Annotated in this window: 19 protein-coding genes and 1 riboswitch; of the genes, 6 read left to right on the top strand and 13 right to left on the bottom strand. The window is 71.9% G+C overall.

From position 1 onward, the window contains the following. Positions 1–7: 7 nt before the first annotated feature. The 3 genes from ACIBBH_RS28000 to ACIBBH_RS27990 all read right to left on the bottom strand — a co-directional run bounded on the left by ACIBBH_RS28000 (position 8) and on the right by ACIBBH_RS27990 (position 2666). Positions 8–304 (bottom strand): DUF4193 domain-containing protein, encoded by a 297-nt coding sequence (locus tag ACIBBH_RS28000; protein ID WP_003993510.1) that lies wholly within the window; start codon positions 302–304, stop codon positions 8–10. Positions 305–696: 392 nt separating this feature from the next. Further along, positions 697–2007 carry a sensor histidine kinase gene (locus ACIBBH_RS27995; RefSeq protein WP_399409218.1) on the bottom strand — a complete coding sequence of 437 codons (1311 nt, stop codon included), beginning with the start codon at positions 2005–2007 and terminating at the stop codon, positions 697–699. 5 nt (positions 2008–2012) lie between these two features. After that, positions 2013–2666 carry a response regulator transcription factor gene (locus ACIBBH_RS27990; RefSeq protein WP_003993508.1) on the bottom strand — a complete coding sequence of 218 codons (654 nt, stop codon included), beginning with the start codon at positions 2664–2666 and terminating at the stop codon, positions 2013–2015. Between the two features lie 416 nt (positions 2667–3082). Here ACIBBH_RS27990 and ACIBBH_RS27985 point away from each other — a divergent pair, with 416 nt between their 5' ends. Continuing rightward, positions 3083–3256, top strand: a complete 174-nt coding sequence (locus ACIBBH_RS27985; protein ID WP_399409216.1) for a hypothetical protein — start codon at positions 3083–3085, stop codon at positions 3254–3256. Positions 3257–3332: 76 nt separating this feature from the next. On the opposite strand, the gene ACIBBH_RS27980 is transcribed toward ACIBBH_RS27985, so the two are convergent. Both ACIBBH_RS27980 and ACIBBH_RS27975 read right to left on the bottom strand, forming a co-directional pair. After that, positions 3333–4148, bottom strand: a complete 816-nt coding sequence (locus tag ACIBBH_RS27980; RefSeq protein ID WP_399409214.1) for an inositol monophosphatase family protein — start codon at positions 4146–4148, stop codon at positions 3333–3335. A gap of 8 nt (positions 4149–4156) precedes the next feature. After that, entirely contained in the window at positions 4157–5284 is a 1128-nt protein-coding gene (locus tag ACIBBH_RS27975) for a ferrochelatase (protein ID WP_399409212.1), read from the bottom strand. A 173-nt stretch (positions 5285–5457) separates the two neighbouring features. Between ACIBBH_RS27975 and ACIBBH_RS27970 the strand changes: the two genes are divergently transcribed. The 3 genes from ACIBBH_RS27970 (at position 5458) to sepH (ending at position 9423) form a co-directional block, all read left to right on the top strand. Next, positions 5458–6696 (top strand): MFS transporter, encoded by a 1239-nt coding sequence (locus ACIBBH_RS27970; protein ID WP_399409210.1) that lies wholly within the window; start codon positions 5458–5460, stop codon positions 6694–6696. Further along, positions 6656–7975, top strand: coding sequence for a D-arabinono-1,4-lactone oxidase (locus ACIBBH_RS27965; protein WP_399409208.1), 1320 nt, complete (start codon positions 6656–6658; stop codon positions 7973–7975). The genes ACIBBH_RS27970 and ACIBBH_RS27965 overlap by 41 nt, the downstream gene beginning before the upstream one ends. A gap of 413 nt (positions 7976–8388) precedes the next feature. Then, positions 8389–9423: a septation protein SepH gene (gene sepH / locus ACIBBH_RS27960; protein ID WP_399409206.1), complete on the top strand. Its 1035-nt coding sequence runs from the start codon at positions 8389–8391 to the stop codon at positions 9421–9423. Positions 9424–9488: 65 nt separating this feature from the next. Here sepH and ACIBBH_RS27955 read toward each other — a convergent pair whose 3' ends face one another. Next, positions 9489–10340, bottom strand: coding sequence for a sulfurtransferase (locus tag ACIBBH_RS27955; RefSeq protein WP_399409204.1), 852 nt, complete (start codon positions 10338–10340; stop codon positions 9489–9491). A 258-nt stretch (positions 10341–10598) separates the two neighbouring features. Here ACIBBH_RS27955 and ACIBBH_RS27950 point away from each other — a divergent pair, with 258 nt between their 5' ends. Beyond that, complete coding sequence (locus ACIBBH_RS27950; protein WP_399409203.1) at positions 10599–11402, top strand: VOC family protein; 804 nt, start codon at positions 10599–10601, stop codon at positions 11400–11402. A 19-nt stretch (positions 11403–11421) separates the two neighbouring features. On the opposite strand, the gene ACIBBH_RS27945 is transcribed toward ACIBBH_RS27950, so the two are convergent. The 5 genes from ACIBBH_RS27945 to ACIBBH_RS27925 are packed head-to-tail and all read right to left on the bottom strand — an operon-like array spanning position 11422 to position 17191. Continuing rightward, complete coding sequence (locus ACIBBH_RS27945; protein WP_399409201.1) at positions 11422–12072, bottom strand: thymidine kinase; 651 nt, start codon at positions 12070–12072, stop codon at positions 11422–11424. Positions 12073–12130: 58 nt separating this feature from the next. Beyond that, on the bottom strand, positions 12131–13324 hold the full coding sequence (locus ACIBBH_RS27940) for an alkaline phosphatase family protein (RefSeq protein WP_399409198.1): 1194 nt from the start codon (positions 13322–13324) through the stop codon (positions 12131–12133). Further along, positions 13324–13920 carry a DUF5998 family protein gene (locus ACIBBH_RS27935; protein ID WP_399409196.1) on the bottom strand — a complete coding sequence of 199 codons (597 nt, stop codon included), beginning with the start codon at positions 13918–13920 and terminating at the stop codon, positions 13324–13326. Before ACIBBH_RS27935 ends, ACIBBH_RS27940 begins: the two co-directional genes overlap by 1 nt. A gap of 1 nt (position 13921) precedes the next feature. Continuing rightward, the gene (locus tag ACIBBH_RS27930) at positions 13922–14335 is read right to left on the bottom strand and encodes a hypothetical protein (protein WP_399409194.1); all 414 of its coding nucleotides are present in this window, start codon (positions 14333–14335) and stop codon (positions 13922–13924) included. Positions 14336–14350: 15 nt separating this feature from the next. Next, a complete protein-coding gene (locus ACIBBH_RS27925) occupies positions 14351–17191 on the bottom strand; it encodes a GNAT family N-acetyltransferase (protein WP_399409192.1) in 2841 nt (946 codons plus the stop codon). A gap of 174 nt (positions 17192–17365) precedes the next feature. On the opposite strand from ACIBBH_RS27925, the gene ACIBBH_RS27920 reads away from it, so the two are divergent. Continuing rightward, the gene (locus ACIBBH_RS27920; protein ID WP_030235221.1) at positions 17366–17647 is read left to right on the top strand and encodes an HPr family phosphocarrier protein; all 282 of its coding nucleotides are present in this window, start codon (positions 17366–17368) and stop codon (positions 17645–17647) included. Between the two features lie 170 nt (positions 17648–17817). Here ACIBBH_RS27920 and ACIBBH_RS27915 read toward each other — a convergent pair whose 3' ends face one another. Both ACIBBH_RS27915 and ACIBBH_RS27910 read right to left on the bottom strand, forming a co-directional pair. Then, complete coding sequence (locus ACIBBH_RS27915) at positions 17818–18513, bottom strand: GntR family transcriptional regulator (protein ID WP_399409190.1); 696 nt, start codon at positions 18511–18513, stop codon at positions 17818–17820. 211 nt (positions 18514–18724) lie between these two features. Further along, positions 18725–19477 carry a M23 family metallopeptidase gene (locus ACIBBH_RS27910; RefSeq protein WP_399409188.1) on the bottom strand — a complete coding sequence of 251 codons (753 nt, stop codon included), beginning with the start codon at positions 19475–19477 and terminating at the stop codon, positions 18725–18727. 13 nt (positions 19478–19490) lie between these two features. Then, a riboswitch (cyclic di-AMP (ydaO/yuaA leader) is annotated at positions 19491–19650 on the bottom strand. Positions 19651–19772: the final 122 nt, after the last annotated feature.

Here is a 19772-nt window from a genome sequence, read left to right as displayed (position 1 = left end):
CCCCTCCTCAGTCGCAGTCGCGACAGATCGGCTGACCGTTCTTCTCGCGAGCCAGCTGGCTGCGGTGGTGAACCAGGAAGCAGCTCATGCACGTGAACTCGTCCTGCTGCTTGGGCAGGACCCGGACGGCCAGCTCCTCGTTCGAGAGGTCGGCGCCGGGCAGCTCCAGGCCCTCCGCGGCCTCGAACTCGTCGACGTCCACTGCCGAAGCGGACTTGTCGTTGCGCCGGGCCTTCAGCTCTTCGAGGCTGTCCGAATCGACGTCGTCGTCGGTCTTGCGTGGGGTGTCGTAGTCGGTTGCCATGTCGCTCTCCCCCTCTGGGTGTCTGCGGTGTCTCCAGCGCACGTAACGCGTGAGAGGCCGGACTTGTGCCCGACCCGAGGCGGAGATTTTGCCTCACATCAAGGTCTGTTACTCAATCGACACCCAACCGGACCCCTCAAGAGTGATCGGCTGGGATGGCGATGGGGACCGTACACGGTCCGGGTGCCGCACCTCAAAGGCATCTCACCGTGTACTTCCCGTGATCAGGACTCCCGAAAACCCGGATTTTCCCGGCTTTCCGCCAAGGATCATGACCACGGAGAGTAGATGGCCGGAAAACCGCCCATGTGATCGATCACACACAGTGAACCCTGTCTACTAGTCGGAAAATTCTGCGCAAAGCGAACATCGCCGTGTGTGTCACGGTCGGGTCAGACCGGCAGCATGACGCGCATCACGAGACCGCCGCCCTCCCTCGGCCGGGCCGAGATGTGGCCGCCGTGCGCGCGGGCCACGGACCGGGCGATCGACAGGCCGAGGCCGACGCCCTTGTCGCTGCCCGTGCGTTCGGTACGGAGCCGTCTGAAGGGCTCGAAGAGGTTGTCGATCTCGTACGCCGGCACCACGGGCCCGGTGTTCGAGACGACCAGGACGGCCTGCCCGTGCTGTACCTCGGTCGTGACCTCCACCCAGCCGCCCTCCCGTCGCCCGCCGCCGCCCTTGTCCGGAAGCGCTTCGCGCTGCATCTCCTCATGGGGCATGTTGTAGCGCACCGCGTTCTGCACCAGGTTCAGCGCGATCCGCTCCAGCAGGACGCCGTTGCCCTGGACGACCGCCGGTTTGCGCTCGCCCCGGATCCTGACGCCCTTGGCCTCGGCCTCGGCGTGCACCTGGTCGATGGCCTGCGAGGCGACCTCGGCCAGGTCCACGGGCTTGCGCTCGATGATCTGGTTGTCGCTGCGGGCGAGCAGCAGCAGGCCCTCCACGAGCTGCTCGCTGCGCTCGTTGGTGGCCAGCAGCGTCTTGCCGAGCTGTTGCAGTTCCACGGGCGCGTTCGGGTCCGACAGGTGGACCTCCAGGAGCGTGCGGTTGATCGCCAGGGGCGTGCGCAGCTCGTGCGAGGCGTTGCCGACGAAGCGCTGCTGCGCCGTGAAGGCCCGTTGCAGCCGCTCCAGCATGTCGTCGAAGGTGTCCGCGAGCTCCTTCAGCTCGTCGTCCGGGCCGTCCAGCTCGATCCGGCGGGACAGGTCCGAGCCGGCCACCGCGCGCGCGGTGCGGGTGATCCGGCCCAGCGGCGAGAGCACCCGGCCGGCCATGGCGTAGCCGAACGCGAAGGCGATCACCGCGAGGCCCAGTAGGGCCAGCAGCGAGCGGCTGAGCAGGTTGTCCAGGGCGGCCTGGCGCTGCTGGTCGACGCACCGGCTGATCACGTCGTTGAAGTCCGCCAGCGGCAGAGTCTGCGTGTTCTGCGCGTTGATCGCGGGGCAGTCGTCACTGGAGACCTTGATCGCCGTACCGCTCACGATCTTGAACAGCGGCTGGTTGCCGGTGCTGATCGCCTGCGCGGCCAGCAGGTAGATGATCGACAGCAGCAGGATGCCGGCGATCAGGAACATGCCGCCGTACAGCAGCGTCAGGCGTATCCGGATGGTCGGGCGCAGCCAGGGGAACGGCGGCTCCGGCCTTCTGGGGTCCCAGGTGGGCTTCGGGGGCGCCTGGGGAGGCGCCGGGGTGGCGGCCACGGCCATCAGATCCGGTAGCCGGAGCCGGGGACCGTGACGATGACGGGCGGCTCGCCCAGCTTGCGGCGCAGCGTCATCACGGTCACGCGCACCACGTTGGTGAACGGGTCGGTGTTCTCGTCCCAGGCCTTCTCCAGCAGCTGCTCGGCGGAGACGACGGCGCCCTCACTGCGCATCAGCACCTCCAGGACGGCGAACTCCTTCGGCGCGAGCTGGACCTCCTTGCCGTCGCGGAAGACCTCGCGGCGGTTGGGGTCGAGCTTGATGCCGGCGCGCTCCAGGACCGGCGGCAGCGGCACGCTGGTGCGCCGGCCCAGGGCGCGCACGCGCGCGATGAGCTCGCTGAACGCGAACGGCTTGGGCAGGTAGTCGTCGGCGCCGATCTCCAGGCCCTCGACGCGGTCGCTGACGTCGCCGGAGGCGGTGAGCATCAGTACGCGCGTGGGCATGCCCAGCTCGACGATCTTGCGGCAGACGTCGTCGCCGTGCACGAGCGGGAGGTCGCGGTCGAGGACGACCACGTCGTAGTCGTTGACGCCGATGCGCTCCAGGGCGGCCGCACCGTCGTACACGACGTCGACGGCCATGGCCTCCCGGCGCAGTCCGGTGGCCACCGCATCGGCGAGCAGTTGCTCGTCCTCGACGACGAGTACGCGCACGTCGCATGTCCTTCCTGTGTCCACCCGCGTAGCACGCCGAAGCGCGCACGGGCAGGAGTCTTCGTCCTGTCGTGTGACCTCCATCCTGCCCTTTTCCGCCATAAGTCGGCTGTAAGACAGCGGTGGGAACGGAGGCTCACGGGCCCGGGACGGGAATGCGAGATTTTCTCCTCCGGTTAGGTTTCCGCGGAAGGGAGCGGGGGGAGGACGGCTTTACACCCCGCGATCACGCTCTGCATGTGCCGCAGCACCATGCGGTACGCCGCGATCCGCTTATCGGCAGAGTGGGCGTGGGTGTCCGGCACCGTCGCCGCCCGGCTTGGGCAGCGCTGGGCACCTACGGAGACGTGATCGCCCCTTCCCAACAGGCACACCCCCGTGCCACCGACCCACGACCCAGGACGAGGGGGCGCAGCATGGACGCTTTCACCGCAGGACTTCTGCAGCGCATAAGGGCGACCGAGTCCGACCTGTCGCGGGCTCGTGACGAGGGCGACGACTTCCTCGCCGAGGTGGAGCAGGCAGAGCTCGACGACCTGCGCCGCCTCGCCGCCGAACACGGTGTGGAGGTCGGCGCGCCCAGCGTCTGAGGGCCCGAAGCGCACAGCGGGACCCCCGGCGAATCCAGCGCCGGGGGTCCCGTGTGCTTTCTGCCTGCGCCCCTGGTCAGTCGTGCCAGGCCCCGAAGTCCTCCAGCAACCGCTGGAGGGGCTCGAAGACGCCTGGGGTGCCCGCGACCGTGAGGTCACGTGATGGCCGCTCTCCGGGCCGTCCACCGGTCAACGCGCCCGCCTCCCGGGCGATCAGGTCACCCGCGGCCACGTCCCAGGCGTTGAGCCCGCGCTCGTAGTACCCGTCCAGCCGGCCGCAGGCCACGTCGCACAGGTCGACCGCGGCCGAGCCGCCGCGCCGGATGTCGCGCAGCAGCGGGATCAGCCTCGCCGCCACCTCGGCCTGATGGGTGCGGACCTCGGAGACGTAGTTGAAGCCGGTGGAGACCAGCGCCTGGTCCAGGGGCGGCGCGGGCCGGCAGGCGAGCTCCCGCTCGCCGTCCCAGGCGCCGGTGGCCCGGGCACCGCCGCCGCGTACCGCGTGGTACGTCTCGCCGCGCATCGGGGCGGCGACGACCCCGACGACACGCTCGCCGTCCTGTTCGGCCGCGATGGAGACCGCCCAGGTGGGCAGCCCGTACAGGTAGTTGACCGTGCCGTCGAGCGGGTCGATCACCCAGCGGACGCCGCTCGTGCCCTCGGTGGCGGCGCCCTCCTCGCCGAGGAAGCCGTCGTCGGGGCGGTGGGCCGAGATCAGGTCGGTGATCAGCTTCTCCGCCGCGATGTCCATCTCGGTGACGACGTCGATCGGGCTGGACTTCGTCGCGGCGACCGCGAGGTCGGCCGGACGGCCGTCCCGCAGCAGTTCCCCGGCCCGTAGGGCGGCCTCCTGGGCCAGCGTGAGCAGTTCCGTGTGCAGGGTGTCGGTCACGTGGTTCCTCACGCGTAGGGGCTGTCGGCGCCCGCGGCGGCCGGGCGGGGGGCGCGGGCCGGGCAGCAGCCGACCGGGCAGACGTCGTGGCTCGGCCCGAGGGCGCCCAGGGCGCACGGCGTGACCTCCTGGCCGCGTTCGGCGGCGGCACGCTCCAGGATCAGGTCGCGGACCGCGGCGGCGAACCGCGGGTCCGCCCCGACGGTCGCCGAGCGGCGTACCGGCAGGCCCAGCTCCTCGGCCTTCGCCTTGGCCTCCGTGTCGAGGTCGTAGAGAACCTCCATGTGGTCGGAGACGAACCCGATGGGCGCCATGACGACGGCCGGGACCCCGGCCCCGTGCAGCGCCTCCAGGTGGTCGCAGATGTCGGGCTCCAGCCACGGGATGTGCGGGGCGCCGGAGCGGGACTGGTAGACGAGCCGCCAGGGGTGCTCGACGCCGGTGCGCTCGCGGACGGCGTCGGCGATCAGCTGGGCCACGTCCAGGTGCTGCTCGATGTACGCGCCGCCCTCGCCGTGGGCCTCGACCGGGCCGGAGGTGTCGGCGGCGGCGACCGGCACGGAGTGGGTGGTGAAGGCGAGGTGGGCGCCGGCCCGGACGTCCTCGGGGAGGTCGGCGAGCGACTCCAGCACCCCGTCGATCATGGGCTCGAGGAACCCCGGGTGGTTGAAGTAGTGCCGCAGCTTGTCGACGCGCGGCAGCGGGAGACCCTCGGCCTCCAGGGCGGCCAGCGAGTCGGCGAGGTTCTCGCGGTACTGGCGGCAGCCCGAGTAGGAGGCGTAGGCGCTGGTGGCGAGGACCAGGACGCGGCGGCGGCCGTCCGCGGCCATCTCCCGCAGGGTGTCCGTCAGGTACGGCGCCCAGTTGCGGTTGCCCCAGTAGATCGGCAGGTCCAGGCCGTGCTCGGCGAAGTCCTTGCGCAGGGCGTCCAGCAGGGCGCGGTTCTGGTCGTTGATGGGGCTGACCCCGCCGAACAGGAAGTAGTGCCGCCCGACCTCCTTGAGGCGTTCCTTGGGGATGCCGCGCCCGCGGGTCACGTTCTCCAGGAAGGGGACCACGTCGTCCGGGCCCTCCGGGCCGCCGAACGAGAGCAGGAGCAGGGCGTCGTAGGGGGTGGCATCGAGCGCGTCTGGCATGTCTCGATCCTGCCACCCGGCACGGACAGGCCGGAAACAGCGGGGTGAAGAGCCGGGTTCCGGCCGGTTTTCGGCCGGTTTTGTCTCCTGCATCTCCGAGTGCATCAGGGTCACCTGACTCGTAAGCTGTATCAGCTGCATTCGCGCCTTACGCCCGAAGACCGGAGACTCCCGTGCCGAGCCCCTACCGCGCCCTGTTCGCCGCCCCCGGCGCCAAGGGTTTCTCCGCCGCGGGCCTCCTCGGCCGGATGCCGCTGTCGATGATGGGCATCGGCGTGGTCACGATGATCTCCCAGCTCACCGGGCGGTACGGGCTCGCGGGCGCGCTGTCCGCCACCATCGCCCTGTCCGCCGCTGCGATCGGGCCGCAGATATCGCGGCTGGTGGACCAGTACGGGCAGCGGCGGGTGCTGCGCCCGGCGACCGTGGTGGCCCTCGCCGCGGCGGCCGGACTGCTGCTCGCGGCGCATCTGCGGTGGCCGGAGTGGGTGCTGTTCGGGTGCGCCGCCGGCATCGGCTCGGTACCGAGCCTGGGCGCGATGATCCGGGCCCGCTGGGCGGCGCTGTACCGGGGCACTCCCCGGCTGCACACCGCGTACTCCTTCGAGTCCGTGGTGGACGAGGTCTGCTTCATCTTCGGGCCGATCGTCTCCATCGGCCTGTCCACGGCCTGGTTCCCGGAGGCGGGGCCGCTGCTGGCCGCCTGTTTCCTGGCTGCCGGCGTCTTCTGGCTGACCGCCCAGCGCGCCACCGAGCCCGAGCCGCACCCGCGCGAGCACCACGGCGGCGGTTCGGCCCTGCGCTCCCCCGGCCTGCAGGTACTGGTGGCCACCTTCGTCGCGACGGGGGCGATCTTCGGGGCGGTCGACGTGGTCACCGTCGCCTTCGCCGACGAGCGCGGTCACAAGGGCGCGGCGAGCGTGGTCCTGGCGCTGTACGCGGCGGGCTCCTGCGTGGCCGGAGTGGTGTTCGGGCTGCTGCGCCTCGCTGGGCCGCCGGGACGCAGGTGGCTGCTGGGCGTATGCGCGATGGCCGTGAGTATGATCCCCCTCCTACTGGTCGGAAACTTGTCGCTTCTGGCCGTGGCACTGTTCGTTGCGGGCCTGTCCATCGCGCCGACGATGATCACGACGATGTCCCTCATCGAAGAGCACGTACCTCGCGCGAAGCTCACCGAGGGCATGACCTGGGTGAGCACCGGCCTGGCGGTCGGGGTCGCGCTCGGCTCCTCCGCGGCCGGCTGGGTGATCGACGCAGCCGGCGCGCACGCCGGGTACGGGGTTCCGGCCGTGTCCGGGGCCGTCGCGGTCGCGGTCGGTTTCCTCGGGTACCGCCGGCTCACCGGGCCGGCTCCGGGTCGGGGAGGCACCCTTGAGCACCACAACGAGCGGCGGGAACGGCACGTGGCGTAACTGGGGAGGCAACGTCGCCGCCCGTCCCGCGCGGGAGGTGACGCCCGCCTCCGTGGAGGAGCTGGCGGCGGCCGTACGCCGGGCCGCCGAGGACGGCCTGAAGGTGAAGGCCGTCGGCACCGGGCACTCCTTCACCGCCATCGCGGCCACCGACGGTGTGCTGATCCGCCCTCAGCTGTTGACGGGCATCCGCAGCGTCGACCGGGAGAACATGACGGTCACCGTCGAGGCGGGCACGCCCCTCAAGAGACTCAACGTGGCCCTGGCCCGAGAGGGTCTGTCGCTGACCAACATGGGCGACATCATGGAGCAGACGGTCTCCGGGGCCACCAGCACCGGCACGCACGGCACCGGCCGCGACTCGGCCTCGATCGCCGCCCAGATCAGGGGCCTTGAGCTGGTCACGGCCGACGGGTCGGTGCTCACCTGCTCCGAGAAGGAGAATCCGGAGGTGTTCGCGGCGGCCCGGACAGGCCTGGGCGCGCTGGGCATCGTCACGGCGATCACGTTCGCCGTGGAGCCGGTCTTCCTGCTCACAGCTCGTGAAGAACCCATGCCCTTCGACCGGGTCCTGGCCGAGTTCGACCAACTCTGGGCGGAGAACGAGCACTTCGAGTTCTACTGGTTCCCGCACACCGGCAACACCAACACCAAGCGGAACAACCGCAGCGCGGGCCCGGAGAAGCCGATGGGACAGCTGGCCGGCTGGTTCGAGGACGAGTTCCTCTCCAACGGCGTCTTCCAGGTGGCCAACTGGGTCGGCCGCGCGGTGCCGGCCGCCATCCCGGCCATCGCCCAGGTCTCCAGCCGGGTGCTGTCCGCGCGGACGTACACCGACATCCCGTACAAGGTCTTCACCTCGCCCCGCCGGGTGCGGTTCGTGGAGATGGAGTACGCCGTGCCGCGCGGGGCGCTGGTGGACACCCTGCGGGAACTCAAGGCGATGGTGGACCGTTCGGACCTAAGGATCAGCTTCCCGGTCGAGGTGCGCACCGCCCCGGCCGACGACATCACGCTGTCCACCGCCTCCGGCCGGGACAGCGCCTACGTGGCCGTCCACATGTTCAAGGGCACCCCCTATCAGGCGTACTTCACCGCCGCCGAGCGCATCTTCACCGCGCACGAGGGACGGCCGCACTGGGGCAAGGTGCACACACGGGACGCCGCGTACTTGGCTGAGGCCTACCCCCGCTTCGGCGAGTTCACCGCCCTGCGTGACCGGCTGGACCCGCAGCGGCGCTTCCAGAACGACTACCTGCGCAGGGTGTTGGGGGCGTAACGGAGTTCCGGGGGGCCGTTCCGCTTGCGGGGATTGCGTGAAGTACACCACGTTCAAGATCGTGAAAGCCGCTTGCGGACGGTGAAGCGGCGGCTCTTGCCAGAAGTTGGGCGGCGCGCCCATCCACGCACATGGTCCAAATGGAGTACTGTTGCGAGCCCTGGGTCCGGTCTCCCGCCAGGGTGTCCGGGGCCCTTGCAGGACCGCCGGGAGGGGGATAGTTGCACAGGGTGACGGAGTTGGTCACTTAGCGTTGCGAATAGGTAACCGTGCCATAACGGCGGCCCAGGGCCCAGGCCCGACACGCCGGGCAACTCGGCAAGGTTGTGGCAGGCTGCACCCGGGCAGGCCACACTCGACTAGCGGAAGCAGCGACGCACGTGACGTCGGCAGGCACCACCCGGGAGGTCCCCATGCCCGAACTGCGTGTCGTGGCCGTCTCGAATGACGGCACACGGCTGGTGCTGAAGGCTGCCGACTCTACGGAGTACACGCTTCCTATCGACGAACGGCTCCGCGCCGCCGTGCGCGGCGACCGGCCACGCCTCGGCCAGATCGAGATCGAGGTCGAGAGCCATCTCCGCCCCCGGGACATCCAGGCGCGGATACGTGCGGGCGCGACCGCGGAAGAGGTCGCCCAGCTCGCCGGCATCCCCGTCGACCGGGTGCGGCGCTTCGAGGGTCCGGTCCTGGCCGAACGCGCTTTCATGGCCGAGCGGGCCCGCAAGACCCCGGTCCGCCGGCCCGGCGAGAACTCCGGTCCGCTGCTCGGTGAGGCCGTCCAGGAGCGACTGCTGCTGCGCGGCGCCGAGAAGGACACCGTGCAGTGGGACTCCTGGCGCCGCGACGACGGCACCTGGGAGGTCCTGCTGGTCTACCGGGTCGCGGGCGAGCCGCACTCGGCGAGCTGGACGTACGACCCGCCCCGGCGGCTCGTCCAGGCCGTCGACGACGAGGCCCGCTCGCTGATCGGGGAGTCCGACGACCTCGGCGCGCCCGAGCCGAGCTTCCCGTTCGTGCCGCGCATCGCCCGGCTGCCCCGCGACCGCCCGCTGGACCGTGCCCTGGACCGGGAGCGGCCGAGCCTGCCGGCGCAGGCGCCCGAGCCGGCCGAGGAGAGCACCGGTGAACGCGACTCGCTGACCAGCCTGCTGGAGGCGGTGCCCAGCTTCCGGGGCGACCTGATGGTCCCGGAGCGGCCGCCGGAGTCCCCGGAGGAGCCCGAGCCCACCGAACCGGAGGCGGAGGAACCCCCCGCCCCGGCGGCCTCGGCCGGTTCCGCCTACGCCGACGTTCTCATGCCCCGCTCGGTCAGCAGCCACCGCGACCGCCTCATCGGCGCCACCGACCGCCAGGCCGAGGCCGACGGCGTCCGCCCCGGCCGCCGGGCCGCCGTGCCCAGCTGGGACGAGATCGTGTTCGGCACACGACGCAAGAAGCAGGAGTAGCCGGCCTGCAGGACCGTGAGCGCAGGGGGCTCCTGAGCGGGAAGCCCCCTGCGCTCACGGGAGCGTTATTGGGGGTCGGGTCCCGTGGCCACCGGCCGGGACGGATCCGCGGACCACTCCGACCAGGACCCCACGTACAGCGCCGCCGGGATGCCCGCGACCGCGAGGGCGAGCACCTCGTGGGCCGCGGAGACGCCCGAGCCGCAGTAGACGCCGACCTCGGTGTCCTCGGACGCGCCGAGGCCCTTGAAGCGGGACCGCAGTTCCTGCGCGGGCAGGAAGCGGCCGTCCGCCGTCACGTTCTCGGTCGTCGGCGCGGACAGCGCGCCCGGGATGTGCCCGCCCACCCGGTCGATGGGCTCCACGTCCCCCCGGTACCGCTCCGCCGCCCGCGCGTCGAGCAGGACGCCGGAGCGGGCCAGCGCGGCGGCGGCGTCCGCGTCGAGGAGTCCCTGCTCGGCCGGCTCCGGCTCGAAGTCGCCCTCCGGGGGCGTGGGTACGTCCGTCGGCAGCGGGCCCTCCCAGGCCGGCAACCCGCCGTCGAGCACCCGCACGTTCGGGTGACCCGTCCAGCGCAGCAGCCACCACGCCCGCGCGGCAGCCCAGCCCTGCCCGCCGTCGTACACGACCACCGGCCGGCCGGAGGAGACACCCGCTCGGCGCATCGCGGCGCCGAACTCCGCGATGTCGGGGAGCGGATGCCGGCCGCGCTCCCCCGGCGCCGAGGCCAGTTCCTCGTCCAGGTCGACGAAGACGGCGCCCGGGATGTGCCCGGCCGCGTACTCGGCCCGCCCGTCGAAGGCCGGCGCGCCGGCCGCCCTGGCCACGCTGAGCTGCCAGCGGACGTCCAGCAGCACGGGCGGGTTGGCCCCGGCCAAGTCGTGCGCGAGTTCCGTTGCGGTGATGATGGCTTCCATGGCGTCCATCCATACGTCAGGGGTGGCCGCGTCGTCCAGGTCCGACTACTCTGCTCCGCCGGACAGGCTCGATCACCATGCGTACGGGATCGGGCACATGGTGTACACCCTTCGGTCGCGCCCCGACGACGGCGAGGCCGGGTCACGGGGGGCCACACAGGGTGCGAGCGTCGGCACGGGCGTGCGCGCGCCTGCGGCACGTGGGTGCGGGAAGCGGAAGCGACACGGTCGCCGCGAGGCGGCCAGGAGAGAGTGACGATGACCGAGGCACGGGGGTCGGCCGGCCCGAACGGCGGCACGCACGGTCGGCGCACGCCCGGCACGCCCTGCTGGGTGAGCCTGATGGTGCACGGGCTTGCCCCGACCGAGGAGTTCTACGGGGAGCTGTTCGGCTGGGAGTTCGAGCCGGGCCCCCAGCAGCTCGGCCCCTCCGTGCGGGCCCTGCTCGACGGGCACCGGGTGGGGAGCATCGGCCAGCTGGCCCCGGACCTCGACCTGCCCGTCGCCTGGACGCCGTACTTCGCCTCGGACGACGTGGACCAGACGGCCGAAACGGTACGGCTGTGCGGTGGCACCGTGGGCGTGGGCCCCCTGGAGGCGCCCGACACCGGGCGGCTCGCGCTCGGCTCCGACACCTCGGGGGCCGTGTTCGGCGTCTGGCAGGGCGCGCCACGCTCCGGCACCGCCATCAGCGGCGTCCACGGCACGCCCGCCTGGAACGAGCTGCTGACGTTCGAGACCGTGAGTGTCGTCAAGTTCTACAAGACGCTGTTCGGCTACGACGAGGAACCGGTGGTCTCCGCCGACTTCGACTATGTGACCCTGCGCCTGGCCGGCCACCCGGTCGCCGGTATCCACGGCGTCGGCCACGCCCTGCCCCGGGACCGGGGACCGCACTGGCTGACGCACTTCCAGGTCGACGACACGGACGAGACGCTGCGGCACGTCGTCGAACTCGGCGGCCGGGTGCTGAGGCCGGCCCACGAAAGCGAGCACGGCCGGGTCGCGACGGTGACGGATCCCGAGGGCGGGCTGTTCGCGGTGGTGCAGGACCCGCGCTGAGTTCGGCGCGGGCGGCCGCTCAGCCGGACGAGACCGGCAGGACGTCCGGGGACAGGGCCGCCGCGCGTGCGGTCGCCGCCGTCATGCGGCGGCGGTGGTGCCGGCGGCACAGCACCTCGTAGCCGACCTCGTCCGCGGACTGGTTGACGTTCCCGACGACCACCTGGGCACCCTCGACCACCATGACCCCGCCCACCGTACGGGCGTTGTGGGTGGCCCGGGCACCGCACCAGCACAGCGCCTCGACCTGCAGCACCTCGACCCGGTCGGCGAGCTCCACCAGCCGCTGGGAGCCGGGGAACAGTTTGGAGCGGAAGTCGGTGGTGATGCCGAAGGCGTAGACGTCGAGGTCCAGGTCGTCGACCACGCGCGCGAGCTGGTCGATCTGCTCCGGCGCCAGGAACTGCGCCTCGTCCGCGATCACGTAGTCCGCGCGGCCGCCCTGCGAGAGGTGCTCGACGAGGTACGCGTACAGGTTCTGCCCGTCCTCGACCTCGACCGCGTCGGTGACCAGGCCGAGGCGGGAGGACAGCTTGCCCTCGCCTGCCCGGTCGTCACGGGTGAAGATCATGCCGGCCAGGCCGCGCGCGGAGCGGTTGTGCTCGATCTGGAGAGCCAGCGTCGACTTCCCGCAGTCCATCGTTCCGGAGAAGAACACCAGCTCGGGCATGGGGAGATGAGCACCTTTCGGCGGGGACGGCGGGAACTGCCGGTCGGCGGAGGTTTCTTCAGGAGCGTACTTCGAGCAGCGGGACCAACTGCTCGGCTGGGGTCATCGAACCGTGGTTGCCGACCATCGCCGACTCCTTCGGCTCCCGCTCGGAGGCGATGAGCAGGACGTCGTCGTGCGCGGCGGCGACCACGTCGCCGATGCGCGGGTACACGCGGTCGTCGATGTGCGGCCCGAACCAGCCCGCCGCGACCGCCTCGTCCCGGGAGGCCACCCAGAACTGCTCGCCGAGCACCTCGCGCCAGCAGGTCAGCACGTCGTTCTCGGCGCCCGGTACGGCGTACACGTGGCGGGCGCGCCCCTCGCCGCCCAGCAGGGCGACCCCGGCGCGCAGCTCCCAGTCCTCGTCGAAGTCGATGCGGTGCTGCTCGTCGAACGGGATGTCGACCATGCCGTGGTCGGCGGTGATGTAGAGCGCGCTGCGCGGGGGCAGCTGCTCGGCCAGCCGCTGGGCCAGCCGGTCGACGTGCATGAGCTGGCCTTGCCACGTGTCGGAGGCGATGCCGTAGCGGTGCCCGGCGCCGTCCAGTTCGGCGTAGTACGTGTAGACCAGGGAGCGGTCCGCGGCGGCCAGTTGCTCGGCCGCGAGGTCCATGCGCTCCTCGCCGGTCAGCCGCCCGAGGAACGTTCCGCCGCTCAGCGCGACCTTGGTGAGCGGGGTGTTCTCGAAGGTCGGGGACGACACCTGGGCGGCGTGCACACCCGCCTGGTGGGCCAGCTGGAAGACGGTGGGGTACGGCTGCCAGGGGCCGGGCGGTGTCCAGGGGTTCCAGCGGAGCTGGTTCATCAGCTCGCCGGTCTCGGGATTGCGGACCGTGTAGCCGGGCAGGCCGTGCGCGCCCGGCGGCAGACCGGTGCCGACGGAGGCGAGGGAGGTCGCGGTGGTCGCCGGGTAGCCGGCGGTGATCGGGCGGCCCGTGCCGCCGCGCGAGCTGCCGAGCAGCGAGGTCAGGAAGGGGGCCTCGGCGGGGTGTGCGGCGATCTGCTCCCAGCCGAGGCCGTCGATCAGGAAGACGCAGTTGCGGTCGGCCGGGGTCAGTTCCGTGATCGCGGCGGTCATGCCGGGTACGGCCATCCCCGCGGCCAGGGTGGGCAGCAGGTCGGCGAGCGACCCGGTGCCGTACTCGGGCAGCGGGGCGGTGCCGAGGGCGAGCGGTTCCGGGTGGGAATCCCAGGCGGTGGTCTGCGCCATCAGCGCGTGACGTCCGCAGTCGCCTCGGAGATGGCCTGCGCGAAGGCGAGCGCCTGGCGCACCGTGTCCGGACCGTCCCCGGCCTCACTGACGCGCAGGCTGAGGTCGTCCGCCGTCGAGCTGCCCGTGTAGCCGTGGTCCGCCTCGCAGTTGGGGTCGCCGCACGCGGCGGGCTCCAGGTCGATGCGGGAGACGGCGCCCCAGCCGATGGTCAGCACGATCTCGCGGGGCAGGGTGCCCGGCGTGTACTGCTCCGGGTTGGCGACCACACGGCTGACGACGACCGACGAGATCCGGCCGAGCTTCACCGACTCGGTGGACGTCGTCGCGTACGGCGTCGGGGAGGTGCTGTCGGCGGCCTGCTCGTCGGTGTGACTGACGATGAACCGGTTGCCGGTGAGGACCAGCACGGTCACGTGCCGCCGCACCTCGTTCTGGTCGAACGTGGTCTCCTGGTGGACCAGGTACGACCGGATGGGCTCGCCGCCCACAGCGGCCTCCACCGCCTCGGCCACGAGGGCCGGGTAGTAGCCGCTGCGCTCGATCGCCGCGCGCAGCCCCTGGGTCGTCGTACTGGTCTTGGCCATGGCGTCCATCCTAATCCGTGGGCAAGGGGGGTCCGGGCCAGTCGGGGGCACCCGGGGCGGCCGCGCCCGCGCACGGGTGCCTTGGCACGAGCCCCGGCAGGATGTCCGGCCGCTCGGCGGCGATCGGGCAGGAGACGGCGTCCCGGCCGCCGGCCTCGGCCTCGAACGCGACCACGACGGGTGGTGTTTCGCCGAGGAACCGCGCGAGGCCCTCCGTCTCCTCGTCCGTGGGCGTGCGGAAGGCGGGGTCCTGGAAGGCCTGCGGGCAGGAGACGAAGACCGGGTCGCAGAAGATCAGCTCCAGGCCTTGGTGGTGGGTGAGGTCGTACCCGGCGGCCAGCCGGAGCCGTCCGACGTCCCGGGCGAGGACCTCCCGGTCCCACCGGCTCCCCGCGGGCAACGCGCGCCCGGCGACGATCTCCATACTCCCCCCTCCCGATCAGTACACCGGCAGTGTGCGCGGTCCCAGGTCACCGCGGGCCGGCGGGGGCGCGAGCCGCACGGACGCGCTCAGGACGCTCAGGCCCTGCGGGGCGACGACGACCGGCTCCAGAGTGACCGCGACCACCTCGGGGTGGTCGTCGACCAGCCGGGACACCCGCAGCAGCAGCTCCTCCAGGGCGGGGGTGTCGACCGGGGTCGAGCCGCGCCAGCCGAACAGCAGCGGCGCCGTCCGGATCGACCGCACCAGCGAGGCCGCCTCCCTGTCGGTCACCGGAACCAGCCGGTGCGCCATGTCGCCGAGCAGCTGGGAGGCGGCTCCGGCGAGCCCGAAGGAGAGCACCGCCCCGGCCGCCGGGTCGATCACGGCCCGTACGACGGTGTCGACGCCCCGGGGCGCCATCCTCTGCACCACCGGCCGCAGTTCCTCGGGCGTCCCGAACAGCTCCGCCAATTCCGCGTACGCCCGGCGCAGTTGCTCCTCGTCCGCGAGGTCCAGACGGACGCCGCCCAGGTCCGCGCGGTGCCGCAGGTGCGGGGCCGTGGCCTTGAGGGCGACGGGATAACCGAGGGTGCGGGCGGCTTCGTCGGCGGCGTCCGGGGTGGGGGCGGGCAGCGCACGGTGCACCTGGATGCCGTACTTCCCGAGCAGCTCGCAGGTCTCCTCCGTCCCGAGCGTCAGTCCCTGCCCGCGCGTGAGCAGCCCGTCGATCAGCCGGGCGGCGCCCTTCTCGTCGATGTCCTCGTACTCGGGCACCTTCCCGGGGTCGGCGGCCTCCCGCCGCCACCGGGCGTACTTGACGGCTTCGGCGAGAGCACGGACGGCGCGTTCTGCGGCGGGGTAGGCGGGGATGAGGCGGGAGCAGGTGTCGGGGGGTGCGACGGCGGGGGACTTGTCATGTGCCACTGCCGCGGTGGGCAGTCGTTCCGCAGGGCGACGGGAGTCCCCCCGCTCGAGCGCGGCCGGCGCCGTACTCGCCGCGGCCGACAGCGCCTCCGCCAGCCCCCCGAGCTCCACGTGCACCACAAGCACCGGCTTCCCGGTAACCGTGGCCGCGGCCGACCGCAGCGCCTCCGCCAGCTCCGCGTCCCCGGGCGATCCCTCCCCGATCGCCGGTATCGCGGTCACCACCACCGCGTCGCACGCATCATCGGCCAGCGCCCGGGACAGGGCCGCGTGAAAGTCCTCCGCCGAAGCCAGCGTCGTCAGATCCTGGGGCCGCAACGGCCGCAACCCCTCGGAGAGACACGCGTCGTACGTCAGCAACCCCAACGACTCCGAGTTGCCCAGAATCGCCACCCGCGGCCCGGAGGGCAACGGCTGCCGCGCGAGCAACAGCCCCGCGTCCACCAGTTCGGTGATCGTGTCCACCCGGATCACCCCGGCCTGCCGCAGCAGCGCGGACACCGTCGCGTGCGGCAGCCGTGTGGCCCGCACCGCGTGCCCCTGTGGCGCGGACCCGGCCCCCTGCACCACGACCAGCGGCTTCGCCGCCGCCGTCCGCCGCGCGAGCCGGGTGAACTTGCGCGGGTTGCCGATGGACTCCAAATACATGAGGACGACGTCGGTGTCCGGGTCGTCGTACCAGTACTGCAGGACGTCGTTGCCGGAGACGTCCGCCCGGTTGCCGGACGACACGAAGGTCGACACGCCCGTGACCCCCGTCACCCCTCCCCCGCGCCGGTGCAGCCGGGACAGCAGCGCGATGCCGATGGCGCCGGACTGGGCGAACAGCCCGATGCGGCCGGGGCGCGGCATCTCGGGGGCCAGGGAGGCGTTGAGCCGTACCTCCTCGGAGGTGTTGATGATCCCGAAGGCGTTCGGCCCGATGATCCGCATGCCGTAGGTGCGCGCCTGCCGGACGAGGGCGCGCTGCCGCTCCCGCCCTGCGGACCCTGCCTCGGCGTACCCGGCGGAGACCACGACGAGCCCCTGCACGCCGTGCTCGCCGCACTCGGCGACCACCTGGGGCACGTGCTCGGCGGGCACGGCGACGACGGCCAGGTCCACGGGGCCGTCGATGTCCCGCACCGAGCGGTGCGCGGGCACCCCGTCGACCTCCTTCAGGTCTTCGGGGAAGGCCTTGTTCACGGCGTGGAGGGTGCCGGTGAAGCCGGCGTCCCTGATGTTGCCGAGAAGGCCGCGTCCCACGCCTCCGGCGGTGCGGCCCACACCGACCACGGCGACCGACCCCGGCGCCAGCAGCCGCCGTACCGACCGTGCCTCGGCGCGCTGCTCCCGCGCGCGCTGCACGGCGAGCGAGCGGTCGGTCGGTTCGAGGTCGAACTCCAGGCGTACGACGCCGTCCTCGAAGCTGCGCTTCTGGGTGTACCCGGCGTCCGTGAACACCTTGATCATCTTGGTGTTGGCGGGGAGCACCTCGGCGGCGAAGCGGCGGATGCCGCGCTCGCGGGCGACGGCCGCGATGTGTTCGAGGAGGGCGGAGGCGACCCCGCGGCCCTGGTGGGCGTCCTGCACCAGGAAGGCGACCTCGGCCTCGTCGGAGGGCGCGGAGGCGGGCATGCCGTCGGCGCCGATGCGGTCATAGCGTACGGTGGCGATGAACTCGCCGCCGACCGTGGCCGCCAGTCCCACCCGGTCCACAAAGTCGTGGTGCGTGAAGCGGTGGACGTCCTTGGCGGACAGACGGGGGTACGGGGCGAAGAAGCGGTAGTACTTCGACTCGTCGGAGACCTGTTCGTAGAAGCTGACCAGCCGGTCGGCGTCATCAACGGTGATGGGCCGGACGCGCGCGGTGCCGCCGTCGCGCAGCACCACGTCCGCCTCCCAGTGGGCGGGGTACTGGTGCCGGTCCTGCCGGTCGGCCGAGGTCTGCATGGGCCCCAGAGTACGGCTCGCGTACGACAACGGCGCGAGGCAGTCTGTGGAGGACGACGTCGGATCGAGGCCGCGATCCGACGACACACCCGGACGGGACGAAGGACCGTCCGGGCATGCTTCACGATATGGGAAACTGGTCTAGACAACCTGAGAACCGAAGGGCAGCAACACATGGCTGAGCGCCGCGTCAACGTCGGCTGGGCCGAGGGCCTCCACGCCCGCCCCGCCTCCATCTTCGTCCGAGCCGCCACGGCCGCAGGCGTGCCGGTGACGATCGCCAAGGCCGGCGGCACTCCGGTCAACGCGGCCTCCATGCTGGCCGTCCTCGGCCTCGGCGCCCAGGGCGGCGAGGAGATCGTCCTCGCCTCCGACGCCGAGGGTGCGGACGCCGCCCTGGACCGTCTGGCGAAGCTGGTCTCCGAGGGGCTCGAAGAGCTGCCCGAGACCGTCTGAGCGTCAGCACGCCGGACGGTGGAGCCGCGTCGACCTTTCCGGTCGGCGCGGCTCCACCGTTTTACCGGAAATTCCGGGGCGCACGACAGTACATGACAGCACGCAAATGAATTCAGGCAGGGGAAAATACACCTCCGCCGAATTACTCTTCTTTGTATACGGTGCCCGTGTTAATGCCGCAGGCCCGACATGTTTACGGCTTGTTGCGAAGTCCTCACACGCTCCGGACGGTCCGCACCGCCGGTGAACCGCAGCCGGTGCGCGGCCGCCGCGCGTTCGGTGTGCAGCGCCGTCATCGCCCGCGCGCGCTCGCCGTCGCCGCGCGCCACCGCGTCCACGATGGCGCCGTGCTCGGCCCAGGACTCCACCGGGTTGGCGGGTGCCTCCACGGCGTACATCCAGGCGATCTTGTGCCGCAGCTGGGTGAGTACGGAGGTCAGGGCGTGGCTGCCGGAGGCCTGGGCGAGCGTCTCGTGGAACCAGCCCCCCAGGGAGCGCAGATCCTCGCTGTTGCCCCGGCGGGCCCGCTCCTGGCCCAGCCTCACCAGGCCCCGCAGCACCTTGAGATGGGCCTCGGTGCGCCGCTGGGCGGCCCGGGCGGCACCGAGGGGCTCCATCAGCAGGCGCATCTCCAGCAGGTCGGCGGCCTCCCGCTCGGTCGGTTCGGCGACGCACGCGCCCGCGTGCCGCCGGGTCACCACGAAGCCCTCGGCCTCCAGGGTGCGCAGCGCCTCGCGGACGGGGACGCGCGAGACGCCGTAGCGGCGGGCGAGGAGCTCCTCGGTGAGCCGGCTGCCGCGCTCGTAGACACCGGCCACGATGTCGTCCCGGATCGCCGTGCATACCGAGTGCGCCGGAATACGCATGACCGACCTCCGTCTTAATCCCCGTGAAACGTCGCTGATTGACGTGTGTTCCGTGACTCTATTGCAATGAGCGGGAATTTCCGATGGCAGGCCGGAATCCATGGATATTTTTTGGACAGCGGGGGTCCGAAACCACGAAAGCCCCGGCTGGTGGGCCGGGGCTTCGGGTGGTTGCGTGGTGGTTCGTCAGACGTTCACACCGCCGTGTGCGTCAGACGTTCACGCCGTGCTTGCGGAGGTAGGCGACCGGGTCGACGTCGGAGCCGTACTCCGGGGTGGTGCGGGCCTCGAAGTGGAGGTGCGGCCCGGTGACGTTGCCGGTCGCGCCGGACAGGCCGATCTGCTGGCCGGGGGTGACCTTCTGCCCCACCGAGACGCCGATGGACGACAGGTGGCCGTACTGGGTGTACATGCCGTCGGCCATCTTGATCACGATCTGGTTGCCGTACGCCCCGCCCCAGCCGGTGGAGACCACGGTGCCGGAGCCGACCGCGTGGACGGCGGTGCCGCTGGCGGCGTGGAAGTCGATGCCGGTGTGGGAGCCGGAGGACCACAGGGAGCTGCTGGCCTGGTAGCCGGTGGAGACGTAGGAGTGCGCGATCGGCGCCACGAACGCGTTGAGCCGCTTGCGCTCGGCCTCGCGGGCCGCCCGCTCCTCGGCCTCCCGGGCCTTCTTCGCCTGCTCGGCGGCCTCCTTGCGCGCCGCCTCCTCGGCCGCCTTCAGCTCTGCGGCCTCCTTCTGGGCGGTGGCCTGGGCGTCGATCTGCTCGGGGACCGAGTCGCTGATGGTGATGACCGGGGTGAGGCCGGTCTGCTCGACCGCGGGCTCGGCGGCGAGCGCCGGGGCGGCGAGAGTACCGATGGCGCCGGTGGTGGCGAGGGCCGCGACGCCCGCCGCGCGGGCGGTGGTGCGGTGCATCCGGCTGGGACGACGGTGCTTCCCGGTGGCGCGGGTGAACGCCATGAAGTGGCTGGTCCTTTCCTTCCTTCTCGCCTACCGGGTTAGCTGACGGGTTCGGAGCAGGAAGGTCTCCTACGGGCCCCCTCGCTGCGCGCGGGCGTCCGATTCACCCCAAGGGACGGTGGGTCCCCGGTTCCCCTGGCTCGCGCCGTACGGGGATTCGGCGATGGCTGTCCGGTGCCGCGGGTGCGGCGCACTGCCTGACGGACAGCCCGGAAGAAGCTAAGGCGCGCGGCTTCCAATCCTCAAACGGATCAGGGTCTTTGTAGCGCATCCCACAGGGCAGACAGGCAACCTC

It is taken from the genome of Streptomyces sp. NPDC051636 (assembly GCF_044453765.1).
Lineage (GTDB): Bacteria > Actinomycetota > Actinomycetes > Streptomycetales > Streptomycetaceae > Streptomyces.
The sequence above is the reverse complement of the archived record's forward strand: the minus strand, read 5'-3'. Positions and strand labels throughout refer to the sequence as shown.

Bases quoted from the DNA above. Each gene is read 5' to 3' on its own strand.
- ACIBBH_RS27950 (WP_399409203.1), top strand. From the start codon at position 10,599: ATGACCGAGGCACGGGGGTCGGCCGGCCCGAACGGCGGCACGCACGGT.
- ACIBBH_RS27975 (WP_399409212.1), bottom strand. From the start codon at position 5,284: ATGCCAGACGCGCTCGATGCCACCCCCTACGACGCCCTGCTCCTGCTC.
- ACIBBH_RS27935 (WP_399409196.1), bottom strand. From the start codon at position 13,920: ATGGACGCCATGGCCAAGACCAGTACGACGACCCAGGGGCTGCGCGCG.
- ACIBBH_RS28000 (WP_003993510.1), bottom strand. From the start codon at position 304: ATGGCAACCGACTACGACACCCCACGCAAGACCGACGACGACGTCGAT.
- ACIBBH_RS27955 (WP_399409204.1), bottom strand. From the start codon at position 10,340: ATGGAAGCCATCATCACCGCAACGGAACTCGCGCACGACTTGGCCGGG.
- ACIBBH_RS27925 (WP_399409192.1), bottom strand. From the start codon at position 17,191: ATGCAGACCTCGGCCGACCGGCAGGACCGGCACCAGTACCCCGCCCAC.
- ACIBBH_RS27910 (WP_399409188.1), bottom strand. From the start codon at position 19,477: ATGGCGTTCACCCGCGCCACCGGGAAGCACCGTCGTCCCAGCCGGATG.
- ACIBBH_RS27915 (WP_399409190.1), bottom strand. From the start codon at position 18,513: ATGCGTATTCCGGCGCACTCGGTATGCACGGCGATCCGGGACGACATC.
- sepH (WP_399409206.1), top strand. From the start codon at position 8,389: ATGCCCGAACTGCGTGTCGTGGCCGTCTCGAATGACGGCACACGGCTG.
- ACIBBH_RS27920 (WP_030235221.1), top strand. From the start codon at position 17,366: ATGGCTGAGCGCCGCGTCAACGTCGGCTGGGCCGAGGGCCTCCACGCC.
- ACIBBH_RS27985 (WP_399409216.1), top strand. From the start codon at position 3,083: ATGGACGCTTTCACCGCAGGACTTCTGCAGCGCATAAGGGCGACCGAG.
- ACIBBH_RS27940 (WP_399409198.1), bottom strand. From the start codon at position 13,324: ATGGCGCAGACCACCGCCTGGGATTCCCACCCGGAACCGCTCGCCCTC.
- ACIBBH_RS27945 (WP_399409201.1), bottom strand. From the start codon at position 12,072: ATGCCCGAGCTGGTGTTCTTCTCCGGAACGATGGACTGCGGGAAGTCG.
- ACIBBH_RS27930 (WP_399409194.1), bottom strand. From the start codon at position 14,335: ATGGAGATCGTCGCCGGGCGCGCGTTGCCCGCGGGGAGCCGGTGGGAC.